Below are 23819 nucleotides of genomic sequence, written 5' to 3'. Positions count from 1 at the left end.
TACTCACCCGTCCGCCGCTGAGTTTGAAAGAAGCAAGCTTCTTTCAAACTCCGCTCGACTTGCATGTATTAGGCACGCCGCCAGCGTTCGTCCTGAGCCAGGATCAAACTCTCCATTAAGGTGTTGTTTGACTTGCTCAATTTGTTTCGCTTTTATCGAATCATTTCACGGGGTGAAATGATTCGATGGCAGTTCTTTACTCGTTAAACGAGTTATATTTGACGTGTTCCATTTGTTCAGTTTTCAAAGAACTTTCTGTTACCATTGCGGTAACAAGATATTATGTTATCATCTTCTTCAAAGTAAGTCAAGCGCTTTTCAATTTTAGTTTTCAAAGCGTTTTTGACACGCCGTCCGAAGCGACAAGAAATAATATACCATGCGCTCCAACACATTACAACAAGTATTTTTTACCATTTTGTCTTTTTATATGGTCTCATTACTAGCTATACACAAGCAACAGTATAAGATGCTATTAATATGAATAACAATTCCCTACATCTTGATTTAATTATATTTGAATTTGTTTTGTAAAATAGCTTGTATGGTGTTGTGATGAGCTTTTATATAGAAAGAGCCAGTGAGAATAGAGCATATTATCTCCGTTCCCCACTGGCTTCCCTATTCATTATTACTCGTGACTACTACATTAACATCTCTAATACTACTGCTTCATCGTCAATAATTTGAACACCTAGATCTTGCGCCTTCGTAAGTTTACTACCCGCTTTTTCTCCAGCAATAACGATATCAGTCTTTTTGGAGACACTACCTGTCACCTTAGCACCACATGCTTCAAGACGCTTAGATAGTTCATCACGACTTAACGTTGGAAAAGCTCCCGTAATGACGACCGTTTTGCCGAAGAATGGGTTATCCTCAGAAGCTACCGTAACAGATTCCTCCATCTCAGCTTTTACGCCCGCTGCAATCATGGATAGAATACTTTGCCTTGCTGTTTCATCTTGGAAAAAGCTAACGATACTTTCAGCTACGATTGCACCGACGTCTTGCAATTGGATTAACTCATCTACAGTGGCGTTCATGACTGCTTCAAGATTGCGATAATGCTCAGCCAATGTTTTCGCAGTTGCTTTCCCTGTATTGGATATACCAAGTGCGTACAAAAATGACGCTAGCTCTCGCTCTTTCGATTTTTCAATCGCTTCAAGTAGATTATTCGCCTTCTTCTCGCCAAAACGTTCTAATGAGATAAGATCATCGAATGCTAATCGATACAGATCAGCAGGATCTTTCACATTGCAATCTATATATAACTGCTCCGCAGTCATAATGCTGAGCGATTCGATATCCATTGCATCACGCGAGGCAAAATGAGTAATGCGACCGATTAATTGTGGCGGACACCCTAATTTATTATTACAAAATAGATGGGCACCGCGCTGCTCTAGCAAAGATTCACATGCAGGGCAAGCTGTTGGGAAGATGATCTCCTCACCTTGCTCCTCACCTACTTTACCTAGTATTTCAGGAATCACGTCATTAGAGCGGCGTATAGCTACAAGCGTACCTAATGCATGCTTGAGATTTTTCCGCTCGATATCGCCCCTATTGTTCAATGTACAGTTTTGTACCGTTACGCCAGCAAGTTCAACTGCTTCTACTTTAGCAACAGGTGTTATTTTACCGGTACGTCCAACTTCCCATGAAACAGATAGTAGAGAGGTTTCCGCTTCCTCTGCTTCAAATTTGAAAGCTACTGCCCATCGTGGGAATTTATCCGTATAACCAAGAGCTTCACGCGTACGCATATCCGTCAGTTTAATAACAGCACCATCAATTAAGAAATCTAGTGTGTTCCGACGCTCTGCAAGATCAACTAACTCTTGCTCTAATTCACGCAGTTCGGATGCATAGTATACATAAGGATTAACTTTGAAATAATTCTCTTGCATAAACTGCTGTAATTGACGATGGTTCTCAAAGGAAACCCCTTCTGCATAGCCAATGTTATATATGTATGCATCTAGGTTACGCTCAGCCGTAACAGCCGGGTTCAAATTACGCAATGCACCCGCAGCCGCATTACGCGCATTTTTCAATGGTTCAATCGCCGTTTCATTGTATTTCTCCAAGCTTGATAATGCCATAATCCCTTCACCCTGTACTTCAATAATGCCGTTAGTGAAAGGTATCGATAGCGGAATCGAGCGAATTGTTTTCACCTGCGCAAGAATCACTTCTCCTACCGCTCCATTACCACGCGTAGAAGCTTGAACAAGCATTCCTTCATCATAAGTAAGGTTCAGTGAGAGCCCATCGAATTTTAATTCCATGACATAGGATGGCTCAGGTAACTGTTGTTCCGGATTTTTGGCATTATAATCAGCAATAGCCCGCTTCGTTTTCGTCTCCCATGCATGTAGTTGTTCTAGATTTTGTGCTTTATCTAAACTCCATAATTTTGCTAAATGCTTATGCTGTTCAAATCCAGACAAAATTTCTCCACCCACGCGCTGTGTCGGCGAATGCGGCAGCTTCTCTCCTGCCTGTTGCTCCAATGCAACTAATTCATCATATAGCTTATCGTACTCCGCATCACTTACTGTCGGTGCATCCAACGTATAATAACTATAATTGAGCTTATTCAATGTCTCAATTATAAGCTCCATTCGCTTCTGAGCTTGTATCATCGACATATATACCCCTCCAAATTCGCAATCAGAATGCTTCCTTATCGTAAGAAGATGGTTATCGCGCATAGGCAATACCATCTCCTTACTATATGAATATGATGCTGCTTTATACTTTCTTAATGGGTGCAAAGCTGGCTAGCAACTTCTTAATACCTACCGGTGCAGGAAAAGCGATTTGTAGCTCCATATCGTTATCTTTCCCCTTCACCGACACAACCGTACCTTCGCCCCATTTACCATGAGCAACTCGATCACCAGACTTATAGCTAACTGGTCCACCCTCACTAGACTGCGATGAAACCGCCTTTTTCGCTGCTTCTAGCCCAGACGTTACCGTTACAGTACTTCTACCGCCAGTCGAACTACTTATACCTTGGCTACGAGAGCTACCATAACCAAAGCCCGATTGCTGTGAACCTGCGCTCGTACGAGCTCCACTATTATATCCGCCGCCAATACTACGAGTATTCCCACCATTAGGTGATACAATCTCACGCACATCTTCGGGAATTTCCTTCAGAAAACGCGACGGCATATTAAATGCTGTTCGACCAAACAATGTTCTCATCTTAGCAGAAGACAGATATAACTGCTCTTCAGCACGAGTAATACCTACATAAGCAAGTCTACGTTCTTCCTCTAACTCCTCATTATCTGTTAAAGCGCGAGAATGCGGAAATACCGTTTCTTCCATACCTACAATAAATACGACAGGGAACTCCAATCCTTTGGCGCTATGCATCGTCATTAGAATAACGGTATCTTGTGACTTCTCTTTCTCTTCTTCATCATCGTTCATCGAATCAATATCTGCAATCAAAGCAAGATCGGTAAGAAACGAGACCAGTGTACGATCATCATTACGTTGTTCAAAATCCATCGTTACAGATAAGAACTCTTCAATGTTTTCGACTCGGGTCGTAGACTCAATTGTATTTTCACGTTGCAGCTCTAATTTATACTCGGACATTTCGAGAACTTTCTCCGTTAATTCCGTTACAGTGAGCTCATCAACAGCAGCACTTAGCTTAGATATCATATTATAGAAGGAAATAAGCTGTTCTCTCGTTTTCCCTTTAACATCGACAAGATCAACATTACTTAACACTTTATAAATGGATGTCCCTTGGGCAGCTGCTGCAGCGGCAAGCTTAGCAACCGTTGTATCACCAATACCACGCTTCGGTACATTTATAATACGCACAAGACTAATATCATCATCCGGATTAGAAATTAGACGGAGATATCCCAAAATGTCTTTAATTTCTTTACGATCGTAGAACTTAACGCCGCCTACGATTTCATAAGGAATTTCCGACTTAATTAATGTTTCCTCTATTAAACGCGATTGCGCATTCGTACGATAAAGAATCGCATGATCACTATATTTACGAGCGCTAGCCATATTTTTCTGAATGACTCCGGTGACGAAGTACCCTTCCTCACGATCACTTTCGGCAAAATAGACGGAGATTTTATTACCTTCACCTTGATCCGTCCATAGGTTTTTCGCTTTACGTCCACTATTGAGTGCAATAACAGCATTGGCTGCATTAAGAATATTGGCAGAAGAACGATAATTTTGCTCTAGCATAATCGTTTTCGCTTCGGGGTAATCATCTTCAAAGTTCAAAATATTCGAAATATCAGCACCGCGCCAACGATAGATCGACTGATCGCTATCACCTACAACGCAAATATTATGATGCTGATCCGCAAGCATACGACATAACATATATTGTGCGCGGTTCGTATCTTGATATTCATCGACATGAATATAACGGAATTTGTTCTGGTAGAACTTCAACGCTTCAGGCTCTTCCTTAAATAACGTAATAGTTTTCATGATGAGATCATCGAAATCTAACGAGTTATTGCTCTTTAACCGCTTCTGATACATCTTATATATTTTGGCAACGATGTTTTGGAAGTAATCTCCTGCCTTGTTTTCATAGGCTTCAGTAGAAATAAGTTCATTTTTCGCTGAGCTTATTGCCGCTTGTACAGACTTCGGCTCAACCTTCTTCACATCGATATTTTCTTCCTTCATACAGCTACGAATAACAGATAATTGATCGGCGGAATCGAGAATCGAGAAGTTCGAAGAAAATCCAATTCGATCAATATCCTTTCGCAAAATACGGACGCACATCGAGTGGAAGGTGGATACCCAAATATCACGTCCCGATGCTCCAACTAATGAGCTAACCCGCTCCTGCATTTCTCTTGCCGCTTTATTCGTAAATGTAATAGCTAATATACTCCAAGGAGCAACTCTATTCTTCTCAATGAGATAGGCGATACGATGCGTTAAAACTCTAGTCTTCCCACTACCTGCTCCTGCCATAATAAGCAATGGACCTTCTGTCGCTTTCACCGCTTCTCGTTGCGGATCATTCAGCTTCTGCACCGCATCTTCGATACTAAACGAACTAAACATCTATCCCACTCCTTTAACTTTATAATTTATAATAATTGCGCCGACTTTATCGATTTAACTGCTTGTACCGTTGTTAATGCTGCTTCTATATTACTATATACAATATTGCCTACAACTACAGTGTGCGCATATTTGGCCGCTTCACTAGCACGCTCCGCACCATCTATCCCGCCACCATAGAACAATCGCGCTTGTTCAACTTCCGATGCAATACGTCTTAGTAAGCTCATATCGCCAAATGCCCCGCTATATTCGATGTAAAGGAGAGGCAAACGTAACAAGCGATCAGCCATCCAAACATAAGGAAGTACCTCTTGCGTGGATAAGGATGCGTCTGCACCAGATACTTGAGCGGCAGTACTATCTTCATTGAGCACAATATATCCAGAAGCAGCTGTCATCTGCCAAGGTACAAAATGTCCGTACGTCTGCAAACCTTCCAATTGATTCAACATCAAATAGTCCGCTCGCTTCGTATTGAGCACAAACGGCACAAAATAGCCGTCAAAGCCAGGAACAGCTCCATCCATCGTCGACACTTCTAGTACGCAATCCACACTGTAACGCCGTATGCGAGATAATAAGTCTACCGTATTTTCGTAAGTAACACCACTTGAGCCACCAACAATAATCGCATCTGTGCCCGACATACAAATAAGCTCCAACTGTTCATCGCTTAATGCACGATCAGGGTCAAGCTTAAAAACATGCTCCCACTGTGAAAACCATTCAATATCCACATTTCCCCTCCTAAAACTTTTTGTCGACTTCATGTAAAGCTTCCTAGTAAAAAAGTTACTTCGTAAGCATACACCTAACTTTTCATTATCTACTTGATACTCTACTCGTAGATGAAAAGTAGCTTCGTAAGCATTAGCAAAACTTTTTGTCGACTTCATGTAAAGCTTCCTAGTAAAAAAGTTACTTCGTAAGCATACACCTAACTTTTCATTATCTACTTGGTACTCTACTCGTAAATGAAAAGTAGCTTCGAAAGCATTAGTATAACCTTTGTTAACTTTACGAAAAGCTGCCTAGTAGCAAACAGTTACTTTGAAAGTATAAGCTAAGCATGCTACAGAAAAGGTCAAGTCCTCACACACGACTTGACCCTAAGTTGATTATATATGTCACTACAATAATAAAGGTTGTATAATAATTGTTTCAATACTTTTCCCGTGCTTTTCCAACTGATTACTGTAAGTCTTACAAAATGCATCAATATTACCTATAATTTTGTCCTTATCATAAATAAAAAAATAAATATATTTCGCACTGTAATGATATGCATCTGATCCTAATTGTTCAGTCAGTTCTCGCTCGCTCATTTTCGGTCGTGAACACTTAACTTCAACTATCGTTTCATAGTTATCTAAGTAAATATCGTACCTAACGGACTTATAACCACTATCTTGAAAAATCTCAACTCTTGCTTCTGGAAATATAGGGCGAAGAAGGGAATATAACATGCGCTGTACATCGTACTCATTTCCAAGTGATATTTTAGAAAGGTCTTCCTGCTGGAGCGTCCCTCTGCCATGCACTGGTTTTTGATACATCTCTTCAATATGCTTATAAAAATTACGCAGTATCCTTCTTATGATCACATGGAAACTACTTGAATCAATTATATCTGAATCCAATGAATTAGAGGATGGAAGTTTCTTGAACAAACCCTTATTTACATCGGATTGTAAATCCCCTAAATAAGAAATAGCTATATCATAATGTCCATTAGCTGTTCTCAACAAAAATTCACGAGCAACTGAAGCATTTGAAAAAATATGTTGAAGGACTCTACTCGTTGAAATCCTCCAAGTCTCGAATTTCTCCGCTGCGTTATTCTCGGATTTAGTTAATAGTTGCGCTTCACTAATCTGGGTCTGTATAGCTTGAGATGTCTCACTTATAGTCCCGATCATTTCGACCATACTTTCCACCATTAATGCAACCCCCATCGTAAATAGAATAGAAAATGAGGCTCCAAAATATAAATCTCCTCGTCCTTATACTCGAAGACCTGGTATATACTCTCACTACTCTGCATAATTGATTGTACTTGATCTATCGTGGACTTTACCTTGGGTTTGTCAGGCTTATCCTCAGCATTGCTAATAAGTTCATCAATTCTCTTCTTCACTTCATCAATAGAGATGCTAATCTTTGGGGGATCTAGCGCAATCGCCTTAATTAACAACTCGTAGATATCCGCATCCTCACCAGTAACAAGTCGATAAGTTTTCCGCTGTTGCCCTCTAGTATAAGGTCCTGCCTTTAGTTTTCTTACTACATCTTTATATGAAAGATTAATTGTCGTCATTTTATAAGCTTCTATGAGCTGAGATTCACTATTTATTTGGGCATTTTCTCGGTTATTATCAATATCTAGTAAGATAGCGAGGTTCAAACATATCGATTGCATTAACTGAGGAGAAGCAAGACTTTCAAGAGCCATATCATTAGCATATTTCGTGTCAATTTCCATTCCTAATGAATGAAAACCTGTTATCGCAATTTCGCGTAGTTCTTCTAACTGCCAAGGTTCAATATTAATGAGATTCAACCTTCCGCTTAAATCGGGATTCTTTCGAATCGCATCGTCTGCTCGGTGAGGTAAAGATATTACAATTGTGCGGAATTGTTTCCGAATGGCATCCTTTAATTGATAAGCCATTTCTAATTGCATAAGTTCCGGTGCGTAATGAAAGTCATCTAAGATAAGAACCAAATCATTTTCAAGAAAATACTGAATAATTTTATCTTTACCAGAACGAAATGAAGTAGTGATTGCTGTTGATCTTTTTTCCAAAAGACCCGTAGTCCCTTCTCCTTCAAAACCACTATGTTCTGTCTGATTACTTTCTAACGATAAACCTACTTTTTTGGCAACCGTTACCCAAAAATCTTCAGAGTATCTAAAATCATTACCTGTCAAATCAACAATCTTATCTAATCCTATTACCTTCTCGCACAGAACTGTTTTCCCCGTTTTTGAAGGTCCGATAATCGACGTTAAATATCCAATAGTATGAAGTGATTGACTTAATCTAAATTCGTATGAATAAGAAGAATCCGGCGTGTTTCTTGAAACATACGTATACGTTGGGAAAGCGCCCGGTATAAATACTTGATATGACTTTAAACCCATCATAATTACCCCCTAAATCTCACTTAATTATAGTATATACCTAAAATTAGAATTACATAAGTATTTAGAGGGCTATACAACTAAATCATTAATATTACACCTTAATAAAGAGAAAACCATAAAACCCTATAACAATAATCTGCTACTACTTCCGCGAGCCCACCCACGAGGCTATTAGTTACTTCACAAGTGAGCCGCGAGTTACCCCCAGCTGATTCGTCGCCTTCAAACCTCTCCATACTTGCGTGCCCGTAATCTTGCCATCAAGTGCATCACGATACAATTGTATTACCTCTTGCACCTTATCCGCATCTTCTTCCAAGAACTCTACGCGATATTGCTCTACGCCCAGTTCAATAAAGTTTTTCAAATATTCTGCACCAGATTGCTCAACTGCATTGTATACCGTGTTACGACAGCCTTCATCCACTCGAACAGGATGACTCATGCCAATACGATCTTGTAGTGATGCTCTTGATGTTTCACAAGGGCGACCACAGTTCGTAAAGTCTGTTCCTTCACTTAAGAAAGTACAATATACACAGTGCTCCGTATGGAACATCGGCAAATGCTGATGGATAACGACTTCAATCTGACTCGTATTGGAACGCTCCAACAGATCAACCATTTGTTGAATATTCAAATCATACGACGGCGTTACTGCATCTAGTCCACTTTCAAGGAATAGATTAACTGCTTTATGATTGGCAATGTTTAACGAGAAGTCACCGATCAATTTCGGGAAAGGTACATCTGGATTGGCCATTTTAGCGCGCAAATAATAATATAGCGCACCTGTATTACGGACAAGCACCGCATCTGGCTTTAGCTTCAATATATTCGCATGATAGCCGTTCTCGTTCGGCATATGAATACGAGGCGTTGCTAATGCGATTTTCTTGCCAGCATTGCGAGCTAACTCTATCGCTGCTGGGAACTGCTTAATAAATTCAAAATCAGCATAAATGAAATCTACATCAGCAGCAATTGCACCTTCGACCTGCCCCAATGTGCGGCATAATGCAGTTAGCTTCGCATCACGACCATTACTCATTGGTTTAGGCTGATTTTTATTATCGAATGCATCATCTTGCGCATTCACTTCACGTTTAATATAGATAGGCGGCTTCGGACGTTCTCCTGCCAATTGCTCTACAGCTTCACGACGCAAACGATTCAGTTCACGCATCGGAATAATAAGATCACCTTGCAGTAACACTTCTAATTGATCGAGCTGATATACCGTACCACCTAGACGCCCTAGCTGTTCCTCTAGTAGTGCAGCATCCATCGGACGTTTCATTGCTTCCTCAAGCAATAGCTCAGAAGCAATTTCTACAGTCGTTCCTTTTTCTACATCTGTCCACCACGTGCGTAGTGGTTCGCCGACTGCCCCCGTTACTTTAACATGAAGCGGGAATACACGATAAGGCTTATCCGTTTCAAATGAAGCACGTAGCGCTCTATCAAGTGCAGGATCATTCGTTTTCCAAACGCGATCGCCTACATGAACTTTGCGTAAATCTACATCATTACGACCAGGAACAAGCTCAATAAGAATACCTTCCGGCGCTTCTTCTTCTAACTTCACACCTTGACGACGGACATCATATACACGTCCGCCTTCTTCTTTCTGCGTCGGATCTCCAGCATCAAATACTACACCATCCCCACGCTTAAGTGGAGCTTCAAGACGAAGGGTTACGGCATCACGCATGACGCGTTCTACTTTACCAAGGTATACACCACGACTTTTCGGGAAAGTACCATCAACTAGTTCCTTATTATTCGTACCATCTAGGAAACCATGCGTAAATCCACGAGAGAAACTTTGTTGTAACTCACGAACTTCTTCTTTGGATGGTTTGGAGGAATCTCCATCGAAATATTTATCAATCGCTTTGCGATATTTACTTACTACGTTTGCTACATACTCAGGTGTTTTCAAACGACCTTCTATTTTGAAAGAAGTTACTCCTGCTTCAATTAACTCAGGGACAATTTCGATCGCTGCCAAATCTTTCGGAGATAATAGGTAAGCTACAGCTCCCATTGGTTTTTGTTCGCCATCAACGATAAGATCATAGGGCAAACGACAAGCTTGCGCACATTCACCACGATTGGCAGAACGACCGCCCCACATTTCAGATGTTAAGCATTGTCCCGAATAAGATACACAAAGTGCGCCATGGACGAATACTTCCATTGGTAGCTTCGCTTGTTGACCGATTGTTTTAATTTGTTTCAAATTATTTTCGCGACCAAGTACAACACGTTCCAAATCGAATGGCTTCGTAAATTCCACTGCTTCTGGCGATGTAATAGTCATCTGTGTTGAGCCATGAATTGGGAAATCAGGTGAAAGCTCACGAATGAGCTTAACAAGACCTAGATCTTGTACGATAACAGCATCTACACCTGCATCGATACACATTTCGATTAAGCTTTGAGCATCTCTTAATTCATCTTCAAATACAAGAATATTGAAAGTCAAAAAGCCCTTCACCCCGTACGTATGCAAGAAGGACATAATTTCTGGAAGCTCTTCACTTCTAAAGTTGTTGGCACGTGCACGTGCATTAAATTTCTCCACCCCGAAAAAAATCGCATCTGCGCCGTTAGCAACGGCAGCACGCATACAATCCCAATCTCCAGCAGGCGCTAATAGTTCAATATCCGATCGTGTTAAAGTCATATTTATAGTCCTCTCATTATCGTAATCTCATGGATTACGATGATCTTTGATGCGATATATGATAAAAGTGGCATTAGTCCAATCTATCTTTTTTCTAGTTAATAGTGTAACAAAGCTTAGCCATTTATTCCACAAGACATTACTGGCATATTTACTTTAATAGGTAATTCAAAAAGTAAGCTTTGTAACGTATTTGTCTACTTATTATGTGATTTTGTCATTACACTTGAAGTTACCTTCTATTAAAGGCATTATAGTAGTATAGTCTTATGATTCACATCATAAAAAATTTCAACCATAATTAGTTAATACTTCCGAAGTGATTGTTCATTTACGAGAAGTACAACAAGATGCCCACGAAAAATTTTAGGAGGTTATTTTAGATGAAATTAGGCGTATTCGCGGTATTATTCTCGCAAAAACCATTTGAAGAAGCTTTAGATTATATTGCAGCAAAAGGGCTAGATGCTATTGAAATTGGTACAGGCGGTTATCCTGGCAACGCACATTGTGATCCAGATGTATTGCTTGCTGATGCTGGTAAATTGAAAGCGTTTAAACAAGCGGTGGAATCTCGCGGACTAATGATTAGTGCACTTAGCTGTCATTCCAATCCACTTCACCCGCAAAAACATCTTGCGCAAGCAGATGATGCGGTCATTCGTAAAACAATCGAGCTTGCTAATCGTCTTGAAGTTCCCGTTGTAAATACGTTCTCTGGCTGCCCTGGTGACCATGAAGATGCAAAATATCCAAACTGGCCTGTAGCTCCTTGGCCAAATGACTTCCAAGAGATATTAACATGGCAATGGGAGCAAAAGGTTATTCCTTATTGGTCTGACATTAACAATGTAGCTACTGACGCTGGTGTTAATATCGGTCTTGAATTACATGGCGGCTTCTCTGTTCATAGCCCTGCAACAATGCTTCGTCTACGTGAAGCAACTGGTAAAGCAATCGGCGCTAACCTTGATCCAAGCCATATGTGGTGGCAAGGTATTGACCCTGTTCAAGCGATTCATATTCTTGGACGTGAAGGTGCGATTCATCACTTCCATGCCAAAGATACAACTATTGATCCTGTTAACGTTAACCGTTATGGTCTAACTGATATGCAAAGCTATGCCAATATGCTAGATCGCGCTTGGCAATTCCGCAGCGTAGGTTTCGGACATGATCTGAAAACTTGGGCTGACATTATGAGTGCTCTACGTCTAGTAGGTTATGACTACGTTGTTAGTATCGAGCATGAAGATGGCTTGATGTCCGTTGAAGAAGGATTCTCCAAAGCAGTAGAAAATCTACAGCAAGTACTTATCCGTGAGCCGCTAGGCGATATGTGGTGGGTATAATTGTTACATCTATAGATCATGAAAAAAAGTTCCACCGATAACGGTGGAACTTTTTTTCATCAAACCTTAGCTATCCATTGAGAAATCATAATAACATCAATCAATAGGAATACCGCTAAAGCAACAACTGCAAAACCTAAGGCAAATTTATTCTTTTTCTTCTCTTTAAGCAAACGAATAAACCCAATTCCAATAACTATTGTAAATGCTAGCATGAACCAATCAAATGGATCAATTATCGCTACTTTTGTTACCTCTTCTGTTACTTCTGTTGCCAAAAACATGAAGAATACCCCCTTTATTCACAGCTGTCCTATTATTTATATATCGTATCTCGTATGCCGCCAACAAGCAAGTGTGAATAGTAAATGTTGGGGGCATTGTCACGTAATGTTCACAATTAGAGCTGAATTATGTAAGCTATGATGGATTAATCTTATTTAGCGCATCCCATCATAGCTGATCTTACATATCTTATCCCTGCATAGCACTTTCTATTACTTTTGACTAACAAGCCTTTGCTGCGAGCGAAGTCGATCACGTTCAAGAATTGGTGCAAGATATTTGCCTGTGTACGATTCTTTCACCTGCACAACTTTTTCAGGTGTGCCTGTTGCAACGATCATTCCACCGCCATTACCACCCTCAGGACCAAGATCAATAATATAATCTGCCGTCTTAATGACATCAAGATTATGCTCAATGACTAGCACAGATTCTCCTGAATCAACTAGACGATGCAATACATCCAATAATCGCGCAATATCATGCGCATGTAATCCCGTTGTCGGCTCATCCAGAATATATAATGTTTTGCCTGTACTTCTACGATACAATTCAGCGGCTAGCTTCACACGCTGTGCTTCACCACCAGAAAGTGTTGTCGCAGGTTGACCAAGCTTCATATATCCCAATCCAACATCAAACAAAGTAACTAATTTACGTTGAATTCGCGGAATGTTTTCAAAGAACGCACAACCATCCTCGATCGTCATACCAAGTACTTCAGCAATACTTTTCCCTTTATACTTCACTTCAAGCGTTTCACGATTATAACGTTTACCTTTACAAATCTCGCACGGAACGTATACATCTGGCAAGAAATGCATTTCGATTTTGATAATACCATCGCCACGACAAGCTTCACAGCGACCGCCCTTCACATTGAAACTGAACCGACCTTTCTTATAGCCACGCACTTTCGCTTCATTCGTCGATGCATATAAATCCCGAATATCATCAAAAACTCCTGTATAAGTTGCAGGATTAGAGCGTGGTGTTCGCCCAATTGGAGATTGATCTATTTCAACAACTTTTTCGATATGCTCTAGACCACGAACCTCTTTATGTTCGCCTGGCCGCGTTTTCGCACGATTCAGATCACGGGCAAGTACTTTATAAAGAATTTCATTCACAAACGTTGATTTGCCTGAGCCTGATACTCCCGTCACTGCAGCAAATATTCCTAATGGAATTTTAACCGTAATATTACGCAAATTATTTTGCTTTGCTCCGACAACTTCAATCCAACGATCACTTGTTGCTCTGCGCTCCACTGGTACTTCTATAAAATCTTTACCACTTAAATAACGGCCTGTAATAGAATTATCGTCAGCCATAATTTCAGCTGGTGTACCTTGAGCTATAATTTGCCCACCATGAATACCCGCTCCTGGACCAATATCAATAATATAATCCGCGGCCAGCATCGTATCTTCATCATGCTCAACAACGATCAACGTATTACCTAGATCTCTCATATGAATTAAAGTTTCAATGAGGCGATCATTATCTCGTTGATGTAGACCAATACTTGGCTCATCGAGAATATATAATACACCCATGAGACTAGAGCCGATTTGCGTTGCCAAACGAATACGCTGTGCTTCGCCACCAGACAAAGTACCTGCTGCACGGCCAAGTGAAAGATAATTAAGCCCAACATTAACGAGGAAACCTAATCTATTCGTTAACTCCTTCAGAATTAGATTAGCTATTGTAAATTCCTTATCTGTTAATTGTAGCTGTGCAAAGTATTGCTCCGCATCTCCAATCGATAAGCCCGTTACATAAGCGATATTGACATTATCAATCGTTACAGCTAATGTCTCCTTGCGCAGACGCTGTCCTTTACAGGAATTACACGGCTTAGCACTCATATACCCCGCAATATGTTCACGCATCATCTCCGATGCCGTATCACGATAGCGACGTTCAAGGTTATGAACGACTCCTTCAAAGGGAACAAATGCTTCTTTTCTAGCTCCGAAATCATTTTCATATAGAAAACGAACTTTTTCTCCATTCGTTCCATAAAGTAATTTCTTCATCTGTTCACTATTGAGCTCACTTACCGGTACATCCTGTGGAATATTATAATGTTCTGAAACTGACTTCAAAAATTGTGGGTAGTAATTAGAAGTACTCCCCGCCCATGCTAGAAATGCTCCTTCTGCGATTGACTTTGAAAAATCAGGTATGAGTAGCTCAGGATCCACAATCATTTTTGAGCCTAGTCCGTCACATTCAGGACAAGCTCCATAAGGACTGTTGAAGGAGAACATACGTGGAGCAAGCTCTTCAATGCTAAAGCCACATTCAGGACAAGCTAAGTTAGAACTGAATAGCAATTCCTCTTGACCCATCACATCTACTAGCACTCTACCTTCGCCAAGATTAAGTGCTGTTTCTAATGAATCAGCAAGTCTTGATTCGACATCTGCTTTGACGACAATCCGATCAATAACAACTTCGATACTATGCTTCTTATTTTTATCAAGCTCAATTGTTTCAGTAAGCTCTCTAATTTCACCATCTACTCTTACGCGTACATAACCTTGCTTTTGCATATCAGCCAGCAGCTTCGTATGCTCGCCCTTTCTACCTGAAACGATAGGCGCCAATATTTGCAAGCGAGTACGTTCCTCAAACTCCATAATACGATCGACCATTTGCTCAACCGTCTGAGCAGTAATTTCAATACCATGCGTTGGACAATGCGGTTTGCCGATGCGAGCAAATAATAGTCGCAAATAATCATAAATTTCAGTTACCGTTCCAACTGTAGAACGTGGGTTGCGACTAGTTGTCTTCTGATCGATCGAAATTGCAGGAGATAAACCTTCAATCGAGTCAACATCGGGCTTATCCATCTGTCCAAGAAATTGTCTTGCGTAGGAACTTAATGACTCAACATAGCGACGTTGGCCTTCTGCATAGATCGTATCGAATGCGAGTGAAGATTTCCCTGATCCACTTAGACCAGTCAATACTACAAACTTATCTCGAGGAATCGTTACATCAATGTTCTTCAAATTATGTGCGCGAGCACCTTTTACGACGATTTTGTCAATTGCCACATCATTTCCCCCTAAAACTTTTCATACTATATGAAAATTTGCATCGTGATCACAGTTGGATAACTAGAGTTACCTTTCAATGAAAGCTCTAGTTATTCAGCTGTCAGCATCGAGAAGATGCACTCCAGCGGAAACGAGTAGCACAGTGTACGTTATTGGTACACGAGCACACACAGGCTTTCGATGGAGGGCATATTCGATGCCGAATATGCTACGTTAGCATAATCATCGTGATCACAGTTGGATAACTAGAGTTCCCTATCCTAGTTGTTCTGCTTTTAGTTCCAACAACGCATCCCTCAGCTCTGCCGCACGTTCGAACTGCAGGTTTTTCGCTGCATCTTTCATTTCCACTTCCAGCCTTTGAATAACTGTTGCCAATTCCTTCTTCGTAAGTTTCTTATTTGCTGCATCTGTTAAGTAATCCGCCTTCGATTCTGCAACTTTCGTCGCTTCAATAACACCTTGAATATCTTTTTGGATCGTCTGAGGCACTATACCATTCGCTTCATTATGTGCAATCTGTATATCGCGACGACGAGATGTCTCCTTCAATGCAAGATCCATAGAATTCGTAATCTTATCTCCATACATAATAACAAAGCCCTCACTATTACGTGCTGCTCGACCAATCGTCTGAATAAGTGAGCGCTCAGAACGTAAAAATCCTTCTTTGTCAGCATCGAGAATAGCTACTAAGCTTACTTCGGGTAGATCAAGCCCTTCTCTTAGTAAGTTGATTCCAATTAACACATCGAATACGCCAAGCCGTAGATCACGAAGAATTGCGATTCTCTCTAATGTTTTGATCTCAGAATGCAGATAACGAACTTTAAGACCAATATCCTTCATATAATCCGTTAAATCCTCTGACATTTTCTTCGTTAATGTCGTAACGAGCACACGCTCATTTCTAGCAATACGCAAATGGATTTCATGTAGTAGATCATCGATCTGTCCTTTTGAAGGTCTCACTTCAATGACTGGATCAAGCAAGCCTGTTGGACGAATAATTTGTTCAACCATTGTCGGACAATGTTCCATCTCATATGGACCAGGCGTTGCTGAAACATAAACTAATTGATTCGTTTTCCCTTCAAACTCCTCAAAGCGCAGTGGGCGGTTATCCAATGCTGAAGGTAAGCGGAAGCCATGATTAATCAACATTTCTTTCCTTGCTTTATCGCCATTAAACATCGCCCTAATCTGTGGTAGCGATACATGCGATTCATCAATAACAACGAGCATATCATCTGGAAAATAATCGAATAGTGTATAGGGCGTTGCCCCCCGCTCGCGAAATGTCAGTGGACCTGAATAGTTCTCAATACCGGAGCAAAAACCCATTTCAGCCATCATTTCAAGATCATAGCGAGTTCGTTGCTCTAATCTTTGCGCTTCCAGTAATTTTCCTTGTTCTCGGAAATTAGCTAGTTGCTCTTCAAGCTCTTGCTCTATATTGACAATCGCTCGCTTCATTGTCTCTTCTTGTGTGACGAAGTGGGAAGCAGGGAATATCGCAATATGCTCACGTTCTCCTAACACTTCACCCGTAAGAACATCCATCTCACATATCCGTTCAATCTCATCACCAAACAATTCAATGCGCATTGCGCGTTCATTATTAGCAACTGGGAAAATCTCAACCACATCACCACGAACACGAAACGTACCACGAGTAAAACTGATATCATTACGTTGATATTGAATGTCAACAAGAGCACGAAGAATATCATTACGTGATTTTTCCATCCCTACTCGCAATGACACAACCATACTTCCATACTCTATTGGTGAACCTAAGCCGTATATACAAGAAACACTGGCTACAACAATGACATCGCGACGTTCGAATAACGAACTTGTTGCTGAATGTCGTAGCTTATCTATCTCATCATTAATGCTAGAATCTTTTTCAATAAATGTATCTGTAGATGGAATATAGGCTTCTGGTTGAAAATAATCGTAATAACTTACGAAATATTCAACCGCATTGTTAGGGAAGAAAGTTTTGAACTCACTGCATAATTGTGCAGCAAGTGTTTTATTATGGGCAATAACGAGTGTTGGACGATTGACACGTTCAATAACATTAGCCATCGTGTACGTTTTACCGGTACCTGTTGCTCCTAGTAATGTCTGATGCCGCTTGCCTTCCTGCAAACCCTCGATTAATTGTTCAATTGCTCGTGGTTGATCTCCTCTAGGCTCATAGTTCGATACTATTTCAAATTGTGACATGATTTCCTCCCACCACATTTAGCGGTCGTTCAAAAAGCGGGCTTTGATAACGATGAGTATACTAACGTAGCATACTCGACATCGAATATGAAGCGAACTTGGAAAGTACGGTTCGCGTGTACCAAACACGTACACTTGCGCTTCCGCCTTTCTCAAGTAGCGCTCCATCTTCTCGGTTCTGAAAGCCCGCTTGTTGAACTTTCATTTGAATAGGTCGTTCAAAATTAAGCTTGTTGAACTTATATTATTAGTATAGTCAAAATGTATGTTGTTCAACTACTGATTAAAGTTATAAATTCTAAATTTTTCTATCATCATTAATGATGTAGATTATGAAATAAGCGAACCATTGTGATCATAGTCGGATATTTAGAGCATCCTCTACAGGGGAATGTATGTTCCCTTTCTTATTATATCCCCCAAACAGCCACAGCCGCAAGTACTAAACCAATATTGGTTTAACACTTGCGGCTATTCGTCCAATCTTCATACCATTTCACCATTTTATCAGGTAACGGCATATCTAATTCATCCAACAGTTCTTGCGCTTGTTTCTCATAATATTGCTTAAGCTTATCATACTGACCTAGTCGATGATATGCTTCAAGCACATAGACACCATATTCGAATTCATACGGACTAAACTGATTGAAACGATCTCCTAGCTTCAATACTTTTGCCCATTCGCTCTCGTTATATAAATACAGAAGTAATTGCCTTGCATGATGGACCCACAACTGCCGTAGCCGTTCACGTTCGCTTTCAGCCCATAAATAATCATAATCTTCCATATAATCGCCATCATATTTCACCAGACAATATTCTAGCTTCTCATAATAGTGTGGATCCGTTTCGTCTAATTCGTTAACTAATGATTCCCATACTTCAACATCCAAATCAATATTGTCTATGCGCAAACAGTAGCCTTCCTGAATACTATCGTTATCGATTTTCACATCGATCCCCGAATCCTTCAAGCATTTTCTTATTTGATAGACAACGGTATATAGTTGCGTCATCGCGCGTTTCTTATCTAGCTCGGGAGAAAACATATTCATAATTTTATATTTAGGTACAAATTCACCACGACGATGTAGCAAATAGGCAAATAACTCTTGTGCTTTTGCCGTTCTCCATTTGGGATAGACGATATCACCATGTGCCGCTTGAAATCGAATTTTCTTCATGCAGTATATGCTTTGTCGATATGTTGTATTTGTAATATCCCGTTGTGGTACAGTAATTTCCATCTTACTATATAGTCGCTCCATTGTTTTCTCTAGACGTTGCATTGATAACGGCTTTAACAAATAATCCATCACATTTAATTCGAATGCTTGTACAGCGTATTCATCATATGCAGTTACAAATATAATTTCAATGTTTGGTGTCATTTGTTGTAGTAAATCAGCTGCTTCAAGCCCTGACATCTCTGGCATATTAATATCAAGAAAGACAACATCAAACTTATTCGCTTTGGCATATTGGATAGCTTCGCTTACTAACTGAAAGCTATGAATGACAATGTCTTGTTCATCTCGATCAGCGAATACTCTTTTTACCATCCGTTCTAACTGCATTAAAGCTAATTTTTCATCATCAACTAATAGTAGCTGCAAGCTAAGCACCGCCAGTTCTAATACTTTCAGAGTTATTGCCATGCCCTTATGTTATAGATGGTGCTGCTGATTCAGCTTTATTCATGCCGCTCTGTCGTTGTAGCTTCGTTCTACTTAACCAAGTGAACAGAGATGGTTCCATATATTTGGCTAAATATTTGGCTTGTTCATCTGGTGCCAAAATAATACCAAGTTGATGATGTTCATCGGCATAGCGCGTCCGATGAGCAAACTTCAAATCTCTATTGTGGTTAAGTAACGCTAATTTACAAAAGGCAGGGTTAATAGACATCGCATCATACAGTTGTTCCAAGGAATTGACATCCTGCCCATTCGCCTTAACAATAATATCGCCTATTTCAATATTCATTTGCTGGGCAGGGGAATCTTTCACGACAGCTAATACTTTCAAGCCTTTGTCATCCTGAGCGTACAAAGGAGCTTGCTTCGATTCCTGCGAGCGATTATACCAACTTAATAACTCTGTAGCTAGCACGGTTAGTATTGCAGCTACCCATATAAGGGCATTGAACCACCATGCTCCAACAGCTAATAGTAATAAGATAATAGAAACTACTAAGCCTTGTCGAGACACTCGCTGTGCAAGCTGCTTGGGCGTCATCACTTTCGTTAATTGGGTTACCCCAATCATTAGTGGACAGGCAAGTAATAACCACGCTTCGCCCGACATAGCCATAAAAAATGGTTGTCCATATGCCGTATTAAATAAAAATGCTCCAGATTGTTCTGCTGATACTGGCATAAATAATAGTAATGGGACAGGCCAGTAGCCTTGCAAAACATAACCACCAATGACTTTACCGCGTTTGCCTGACATGTAGACAGGACTGACCATATATTTATGTTGAATACGTACTAATATACTTTGTGCTACTCCAAGTAATGCGCTTATAACAAGTACACTGATGACGTTAATATCGAGCAACGTTTCATAGATGAATGCTATATCCTTCTGTAAAGAAAGCGGACCTATAGCTGAAGCAATAAGATGAAGTAGGGACACAATTCCTGCACCGTATGATATTGTCAAAAAGCGAACTTTGAACATCATCAGTATAATCATGATAGACCATAGCCAATAAACGGTTGAGACAGTTAATGTAAAGCCCAATACTGCAGCAATAATAGAAACAATGATTGCAGCTATGATCCCACCTAATATCATAAAAAACATGGAAAGCTTCCATTCCTTCAATTTCACTGAAAACATTGAACGTTCCATACGTACGCGATACAAAAACATCGCAAGTAATAATAACACTGAAATATAAAAAAACGGTTGTATCAATAAGGAAACCAGGGCTTTCCCTACTACTTGAAGCCAAAGTTCTATATCGCCCACCGCTCATACACCCCTTCGAATGTTCATAGTAACAAAATAAGAAAAAGGCTAGCCTCTCACGAAAGAGAAACCAACCTTTAAATAATTCGACGAAAATCAACTATTTCCTGCCTACATGATCTAATGCTTTTTGAAGTTGCACATCATGCTGAGCATCACGGATATATTCAATCACCTTTGTTTCAAGCTTTGTTGCCGTTTCACTGTCAACGATGCCTGTATCCAGAAGTTGTTGCTCTTTCTGGAACACTTCAACAGCCGCTTTCGTTTGCTCGCTGAAATAACCATCGGTGCGATCAACTTTATAGCCTAACGCTTCTAGCATCACTTGCAAACTGCGAACCTGTTCGCTCCATTGATCAGCTTTCAAATCATCGCTTAAGTTCAACCGAGCGACACTGTACACAGCTTGAGGTTCAACGACAATGTCTGGAGTGACTCCCTTTTGATTAATCCAATTCCCTTTAGGAGTCAGCCACTTGGCAATCGTTAACTTAATTAATCCGCCGTCGGATAGTGCTTCGTTAAAGCTAACCTGAACTGTACCTTTTCCATAGGTTTGCTGTCCTAAAACCGTTGCGCCCGCTGCTTCTTGTAGCGCACCTGCTAATATCTCAGAGGCACTAGCACTACCGCCATTCGTTAACACAACAATTGGATAGTCCTTCTGCTTGCCACCTTGAGCAAACGTTTTCTCCTTCTTACCAGCACGGTCTTCCACTTGAACGACAACGTTGCCTTCTTTCATCATTAGCTGCGCAATTTCCACTACACCTTGTAGCACACCTCCAGGATTGTTACGAACATCGATAACTAATCCTTTCAACCCTTTTTGTTCTAGTGCAGTTAATTCTGCAGCAAAGCGTTCTGCCGTGTGCATGGAGAACTGTGTAATTTCAATGGTACCAATACCTTGTTTATCGATCGTAGAATATACCGTTTCAATATCAATATCATCACGGATAAGTACAACAGTTATTGGCTCTGAATTACCTGTCCGAAGCACTTCTAGCTTAGCTTTACTTCCTTTTTCGCCACGAATTAGATTAACCGCTTCTTGTAATGTCAAGCCAGCAAGACTATCGCCATTAACAGAGATAATAATATCTTTCGCTAATAAACCACCACGTTCAGCAGGAGAACCTTTAATCGGTGACACTACGACCGTTTGACCCTTCTCACTACTTACCTCTGCCCCGATTCCTGAGAAAGAACCTTCAATAGATTGTGAGAACTGACTCGCTATACTTTTTTCCATGTATACGGAGTAAGGATCATCCAAAGCATTCATAATGCCTGATATTGCGCCATTAACAAGCTCATCACGTTCTATGTCTGACACATATTTTGTTTCTACCAACTTAATCACTGTATTAATTCGTTCTAGCTCATCAGCTGTTAATTGACTCTTTGCATCAGTAGCAGCTGATACGTAAGATGTAGAAGCAACTACTGGATTTCCATCCAACTTGTCCGTAACGATCATCGTGACGAACACTGAAGCTACAATCGTCATAACAACGAATGCAAAAACTGTACGTCCCTTAAATTGCATCAACTTACACCACCTATCCTAGTTTGCTTAAGCTCGTCTACTATAGTATATGACATTTGTTGTGAAATTATTTACTTTAGATAAGTCGTTCACAAAATAGAACTTGAACTTAGAATAGCAATAGGCTATCTATTTTGCAATAGAGAGCCCATTGATGATGATTATATATTACTTTAAGTAACTTGATGGATTAACTGGAACCTCATTTTTACGTACTTCGAAATGTAAATGCGGTCCTGTAGAGTTTCCGGTGCTACCAACTAGCGCAATCTTATCGCCACGTTTGACAGAGTCTCCTGCACTTACAAGCAGCCCGCCATTTTTGATATGACCGTACAATGTCCAAATACCGTTACCGTGGTCAATAATAATACAGTTACCATATCCGCTCCAATATTTCGATATAAGAACAATTCCATCCTCAGCTGCATAAATAGATGTTCCTGATGCTGCAGCAAAGTCTATTCCGTTATGTGCTTTCTTCACTCCTGTAATCGGATGAATACGAACACCGAAGTTAGATGAAAGGCGATATCCCTCTGCAATTGGAATACCAAGTTTCCCGCCACTGTATGGATTAGAAATACGTTTCTTCTCGGCATTCAGTTTTGAAATTTCCGAAGCCAATCCGACAAGCAATTGTTCTTGCTCTTCACTAATGACCTCTAATTCTTCAATATGCTCCTCTAACTGATTAGCCTGCGCGTTATAAGCAGCAACTAATGTTTCCTTTTCAGCTTCCTTCTGAATGAGAGAAGCTTGCTCTGCCTCTAGCTTTGCATACAATGTTTGAAGCTCATCTAGCTGCTCCTCTACTTCAATCTTTTTCTGTTCAACTAATTCTTGATCAACCCTATACTGATCCAATGCTTCGCGATCTGATTGTAAAATGATTTGCAACGCATCGAAACGATCCAAGAAATCTGTAAAGCTTGTTGCGCTTAATAGTACATCAAGATAAGATACTGCACCATTAGAGTACATAAGTCTAGTACGCTTTTGCAGCAATTCATCCCGTTTTTCTACTTGGGCAATTGCAGCATCAAGCTCCTGGCCCGTTACATATACTTCTTCTTCTTTATCACTTTTTTCTTGCTCTGTTTTATGTTTATCTTGTGCAACTTTTTCGATTTCGGACATTAGGTTTTGAAGCTCTAATTCAAGATTTACAACTTTATTCGTAATCGTAGCTTTTTCTTCTTCAGCCTGCTGTGCTTCAACAGCAGCTGCAGCTGCTATTTTCTCGGCCGCTCTAATTTGCTCATTGGCAGCCTTAATATCTTGCTCAATTTTAGAAAGCTTTGAAGCACTACTGCTTCCAGAACCTACTATAATCGTTGCAAGTAAAGCAAATGAAGTTAGATATAATACCATTCTTTTCATTACGGCG

General features: G+C 40.3%; 15 protein-coding genes and 1 rRNA gene. 1 reads left to right on the top strand and 15 read right to left on the bottom strand.

Annotation, left to right across the window (positions count from 1 at the left end; translation table 11 throughout):
* The 7 genes from AC1TPB_RS15840 to AC1TPB_RS15810 form a co-directional block, all read right to left on the bottom strand.
* Positions 1-119, bottom strand: a 16S ribosomal RNA gene (locus tag AC1TPB_RS15840); the annotation flags it as partial.
* Between the two features lie 525 nt (positions 120-644).
* Positions 645-2651 carry an NAD-dependent DNA ligase LigA gene (gene ligA / locus AC1TPB_RS15835; RefSeq protein ID WP_482077393.1) on the bottom strand — a complete coding sequence of 669 codons (2007 nt, stop codon included), beginning with the start codon at positions 2649-2651 and terminating at the stop codon, positions 645-647.
* Positions 2652-2763: 112 nt separating this feature from the next.
* The gene (pcrA, locus tag AC1TPB_RS15830) at positions 2764-5097 is read right to left on the bottom strand and encodes a DNA helicase PcrA (protein WP_482077388.1); all 2334 of its coding nucleotides are present in this window, start codon (positions 5095-5097) and stop codon (positions 2764-2766) included.
* A gap of 26 nt (positions 5098-5123) precedes the next feature.
* Positions 5124-5837 (bottom strand): heptaprenylglyceryl phosphate synthase, encoded by a 714-nt coding sequence (gene pcrB / locus AC1TPB_RS15825; protein ID WP_482077387.1) that lies wholly within the window; start codon positions 5835-5837, stop codon positions 5124-5126.
* 393 nt (positions 5838-6230) lie between these two features.
* On the bottom strand, positions 6231-7040 hold the full coding sequence (locus tag AC1TPB_RS15820; RefSeq protein ID WP_482077386.1) for a PD-(D/E)XK nuclease domain-containing protein: 810 nt from the start codon (positions 7038-7040) through the stop codon (positions 6231-6233).
* Positions 7040-8248: an ATP-binding protein gene (locus AC1TPB_RS15815; protein WP_482077385.1), complete on the bottom strand. Its 1209-nt coding sequence runs from the start codon at positions 8246-8248 to the stop codon at positions 7040-7042. Before AC1TPB_RS15815 ends, AC1TPB_RS15820 begins: the two co-directional genes overlap by 1 nt.
* Before the next feature lie 175 nt (positions 8249-8423).
* Complete coding sequence (locus AC1TPB_RS15810) at positions 8424-10940, bottom strand: U32 family peptidase (RefSeq protein WP_482077384.1); 2517 nt, start codon at positions 10938-10940, stop codon at positions 8424-8426.
* A gap of 383 nt (positions 10941-11323) precedes the next feature.
* Here AC1TPB_RS15810 and AC1TPB_RS15805 point away from each other — a divergent pair, with 383 nt between their 5' ends.
* Positions 11324-12292, top strand: coding sequence for a sugar phosphate isomerase/epimerase family protein (locus AC1TPB_RS15805; protein WP_482064209.1), 969 nt, complete (start codon positions 11324-11326; stop codon positions 12290-12292).
* Between the two features lie 59 nt (positions 12293-12351).
* On the opposite strand, the gene AC1TPB_RS15800 is transcribed toward AC1TPB_RS15805, so the two are convergent.
* The 8 genes from AC1TPB_RS15800 to AC1TPB_RS15765 form a co-directional block, all read right to left on the bottom strand.
* Complete coding sequence (locus tag AC1TPB_RS15800) at positions 12352-12576, bottom strand: hypothetical protein (protein ID WP_482064210.1); 225 nt, start codon at positions 12574-12576, stop codon at positions 12352-12354.
* A 213-nt stretch (positions 12577-12789) separates the two neighbouring features.
* Positions 12790-15651 (bottom strand): excinuclease ABC subunit UvrA, encoded by a 2862-nt coding sequence (uvrA, locus tag AC1TPB_RS15795; protein WP_482077383.1) that lies wholly within the window; start codon positions 15649-15651, stop codon positions 12790-12792.
* A gap of 258 nt (positions 15652-15909) precedes the next feature.
* Positions 15910-17892 carry an excinuclease ABC subunit UvrB gene (gene uvrB, locus AC1TPB_RS15790; RefSeq protein ID WP_482077382.1) on the bottom strand — a complete coding sequence of 661 codons (1983 nt, stop codon included), beginning with the start codon at positions 17890-17892 and terminating at the stop codon, positions 15910-15912.
* 61 nt (positions 17893-17953) lie between these two features.
* Positions 17954-18097: a hypothetical protein gene (locus AC1TPB_RS15785; protein ID WP_482077381.1), complete on the bottom strand. Its 144-nt coding sequence runs from the start codon at positions 18095-18097 to the stop codon at positions 17954-17956.
* A gap of 253 nt (positions 18098-18350) precedes the next feature.
* The gene (locus AC1TPB_RS15780) at positions 18351-19553 is read right to left on the bottom strand and encodes a response regulator (protein WP_482077380.1); all 1203 of its coding nucleotides are present in this window, start codon (positions 19551-19553) and stop codon (positions 18351-18353) included.
* Between the two features lie 4 nt (positions 19554-19557).
* Complete coding sequence (locus AC1TPB_RS15775; protein ID WP_482077379.1) at positions 19558-20874, bottom strand: PDZ domain-containing protein; 1317 nt, start codon at positions 20872-20874, stop codon at positions 19558-19560.
* 100 nt (positions 20875-20974) lie between these two features.
* Positions 20975-22429, bottom strand: coding sequence for a S41 family peptidase (locus tag AC1TPB_RS15770; protein ID WP_482077392.1), 1455 nt, complete (start codon positions 22427-22429; stop codon positions 20975-20977).
* A gap of 168 nt (positions 22430-22597) precedes the next feature.
* The gene (locus AC1TPB_RS15765) at positions 22598-23812 is read right to left on the bottom strand and encodes a murein hydrolase activator EnvC family protein (RefSeq protein ID WP_482077378.1); all 1215 of its coding nucleotides are present in this window, start codon (positions 23810-23812) and stop codon (positions 22598-22600) included.
* Between the last annotated feature and the right edge of the window lie 7 nt (positions 23813-23819).

This window comes from Paenibacillus sp. Y951 (assembly GCF_056786395.1).
Note: the sequence above shows the minus strand (reverse complement) of the source record. Positions and strands in the feature narration are given on the sequence as shown.

What these genes read in the sequence shown, in the direction of transcription:
- pcrA (WP_482077388.1), bottom strand. Translation starts at nt 5,097, where the DNA reads ATGTTTAGTTCGTTTAGTATCGAAGATGCGGTGCAGAAGCTGAATGAT.
- AC1TPB_RS15820 (WP_482077386.1), bottom strand. Translation starts at nt 7,040, where the DNA reads ATGGTGGAAAGTATGGTCGAAATGATCGGGACTATAAGTGAGACATCT.
- AC1TPB_RS15815 (WP_482077385.1), bottom strand. Translation starts at nt 8,248, where the DNA reads ATGATGGGTTTAAAGTCATATCAAGTATTTATACCGGGCGCTTTCCCA.
- AC1TPB_RS15810 (WP_482077384.1), bottom strand. Translation starts at nt 10,940, where the DNA reads ATGACTTTAACACGATCGGATATTGAACTATTAGCGCCTGCTGGAGAT.
- AC1TPB_RS15805 (WP_482064209.1), top strand. Translation starts at nt 11,324, where the DNA reads ATGAAATTAGGCGTATTCGCGGTATTATTCTCGCAAAAACCATTTGAA.
- AC1TPB_RS15800 (WP_482064210.1), bottom strand. Translation starts at nt 12,576, where the DNA reads ATGTTTTTGGCAACAGAAGTAACAGAAGAGGTAACAAAAGTAGCGATA.
- uvrB (WP_482077382.1), bottom strand. Translation starts at nt 17,892, where the DNA reads ATGTCACAATTTGAAATAGTATCGAACTATGAGCCTAGAGGAGATCAA.
- AC1TPB_RS15785 (WP_482077381.1), bottom strand. Translation starts at nt 18,097, where the DNA reads ATGAAAGTTCAACAAGCGGGCTTTCAGAACCGAGAAGATGGAGCGCTA.
- AC1TPB_RS15780 (WP_482077380.1), bottom strand. Translation starts at nt 19,553, where the DNA reads ATGGCAATAACTCTGAAAGTATTAGAACTGGCGGTGCTTAGCTTGCAG.
- AC1TPB_RS15770 (WP_482077392.1), bottom strand. Translation starts at nt 22,429, where the DNA reads ATGCAATTTAAGGGACGTACAGTTTTTGCATTCGTTGTTATGACGATT.
- AC1TPB_RS15765 (WP_482077378.1), bottom strand. Translation starts at nt 23,812, where the DNA reads ATGAAAAGAATGGTATTATATCTAACTTCATTTGCTTTACTTGCAACG.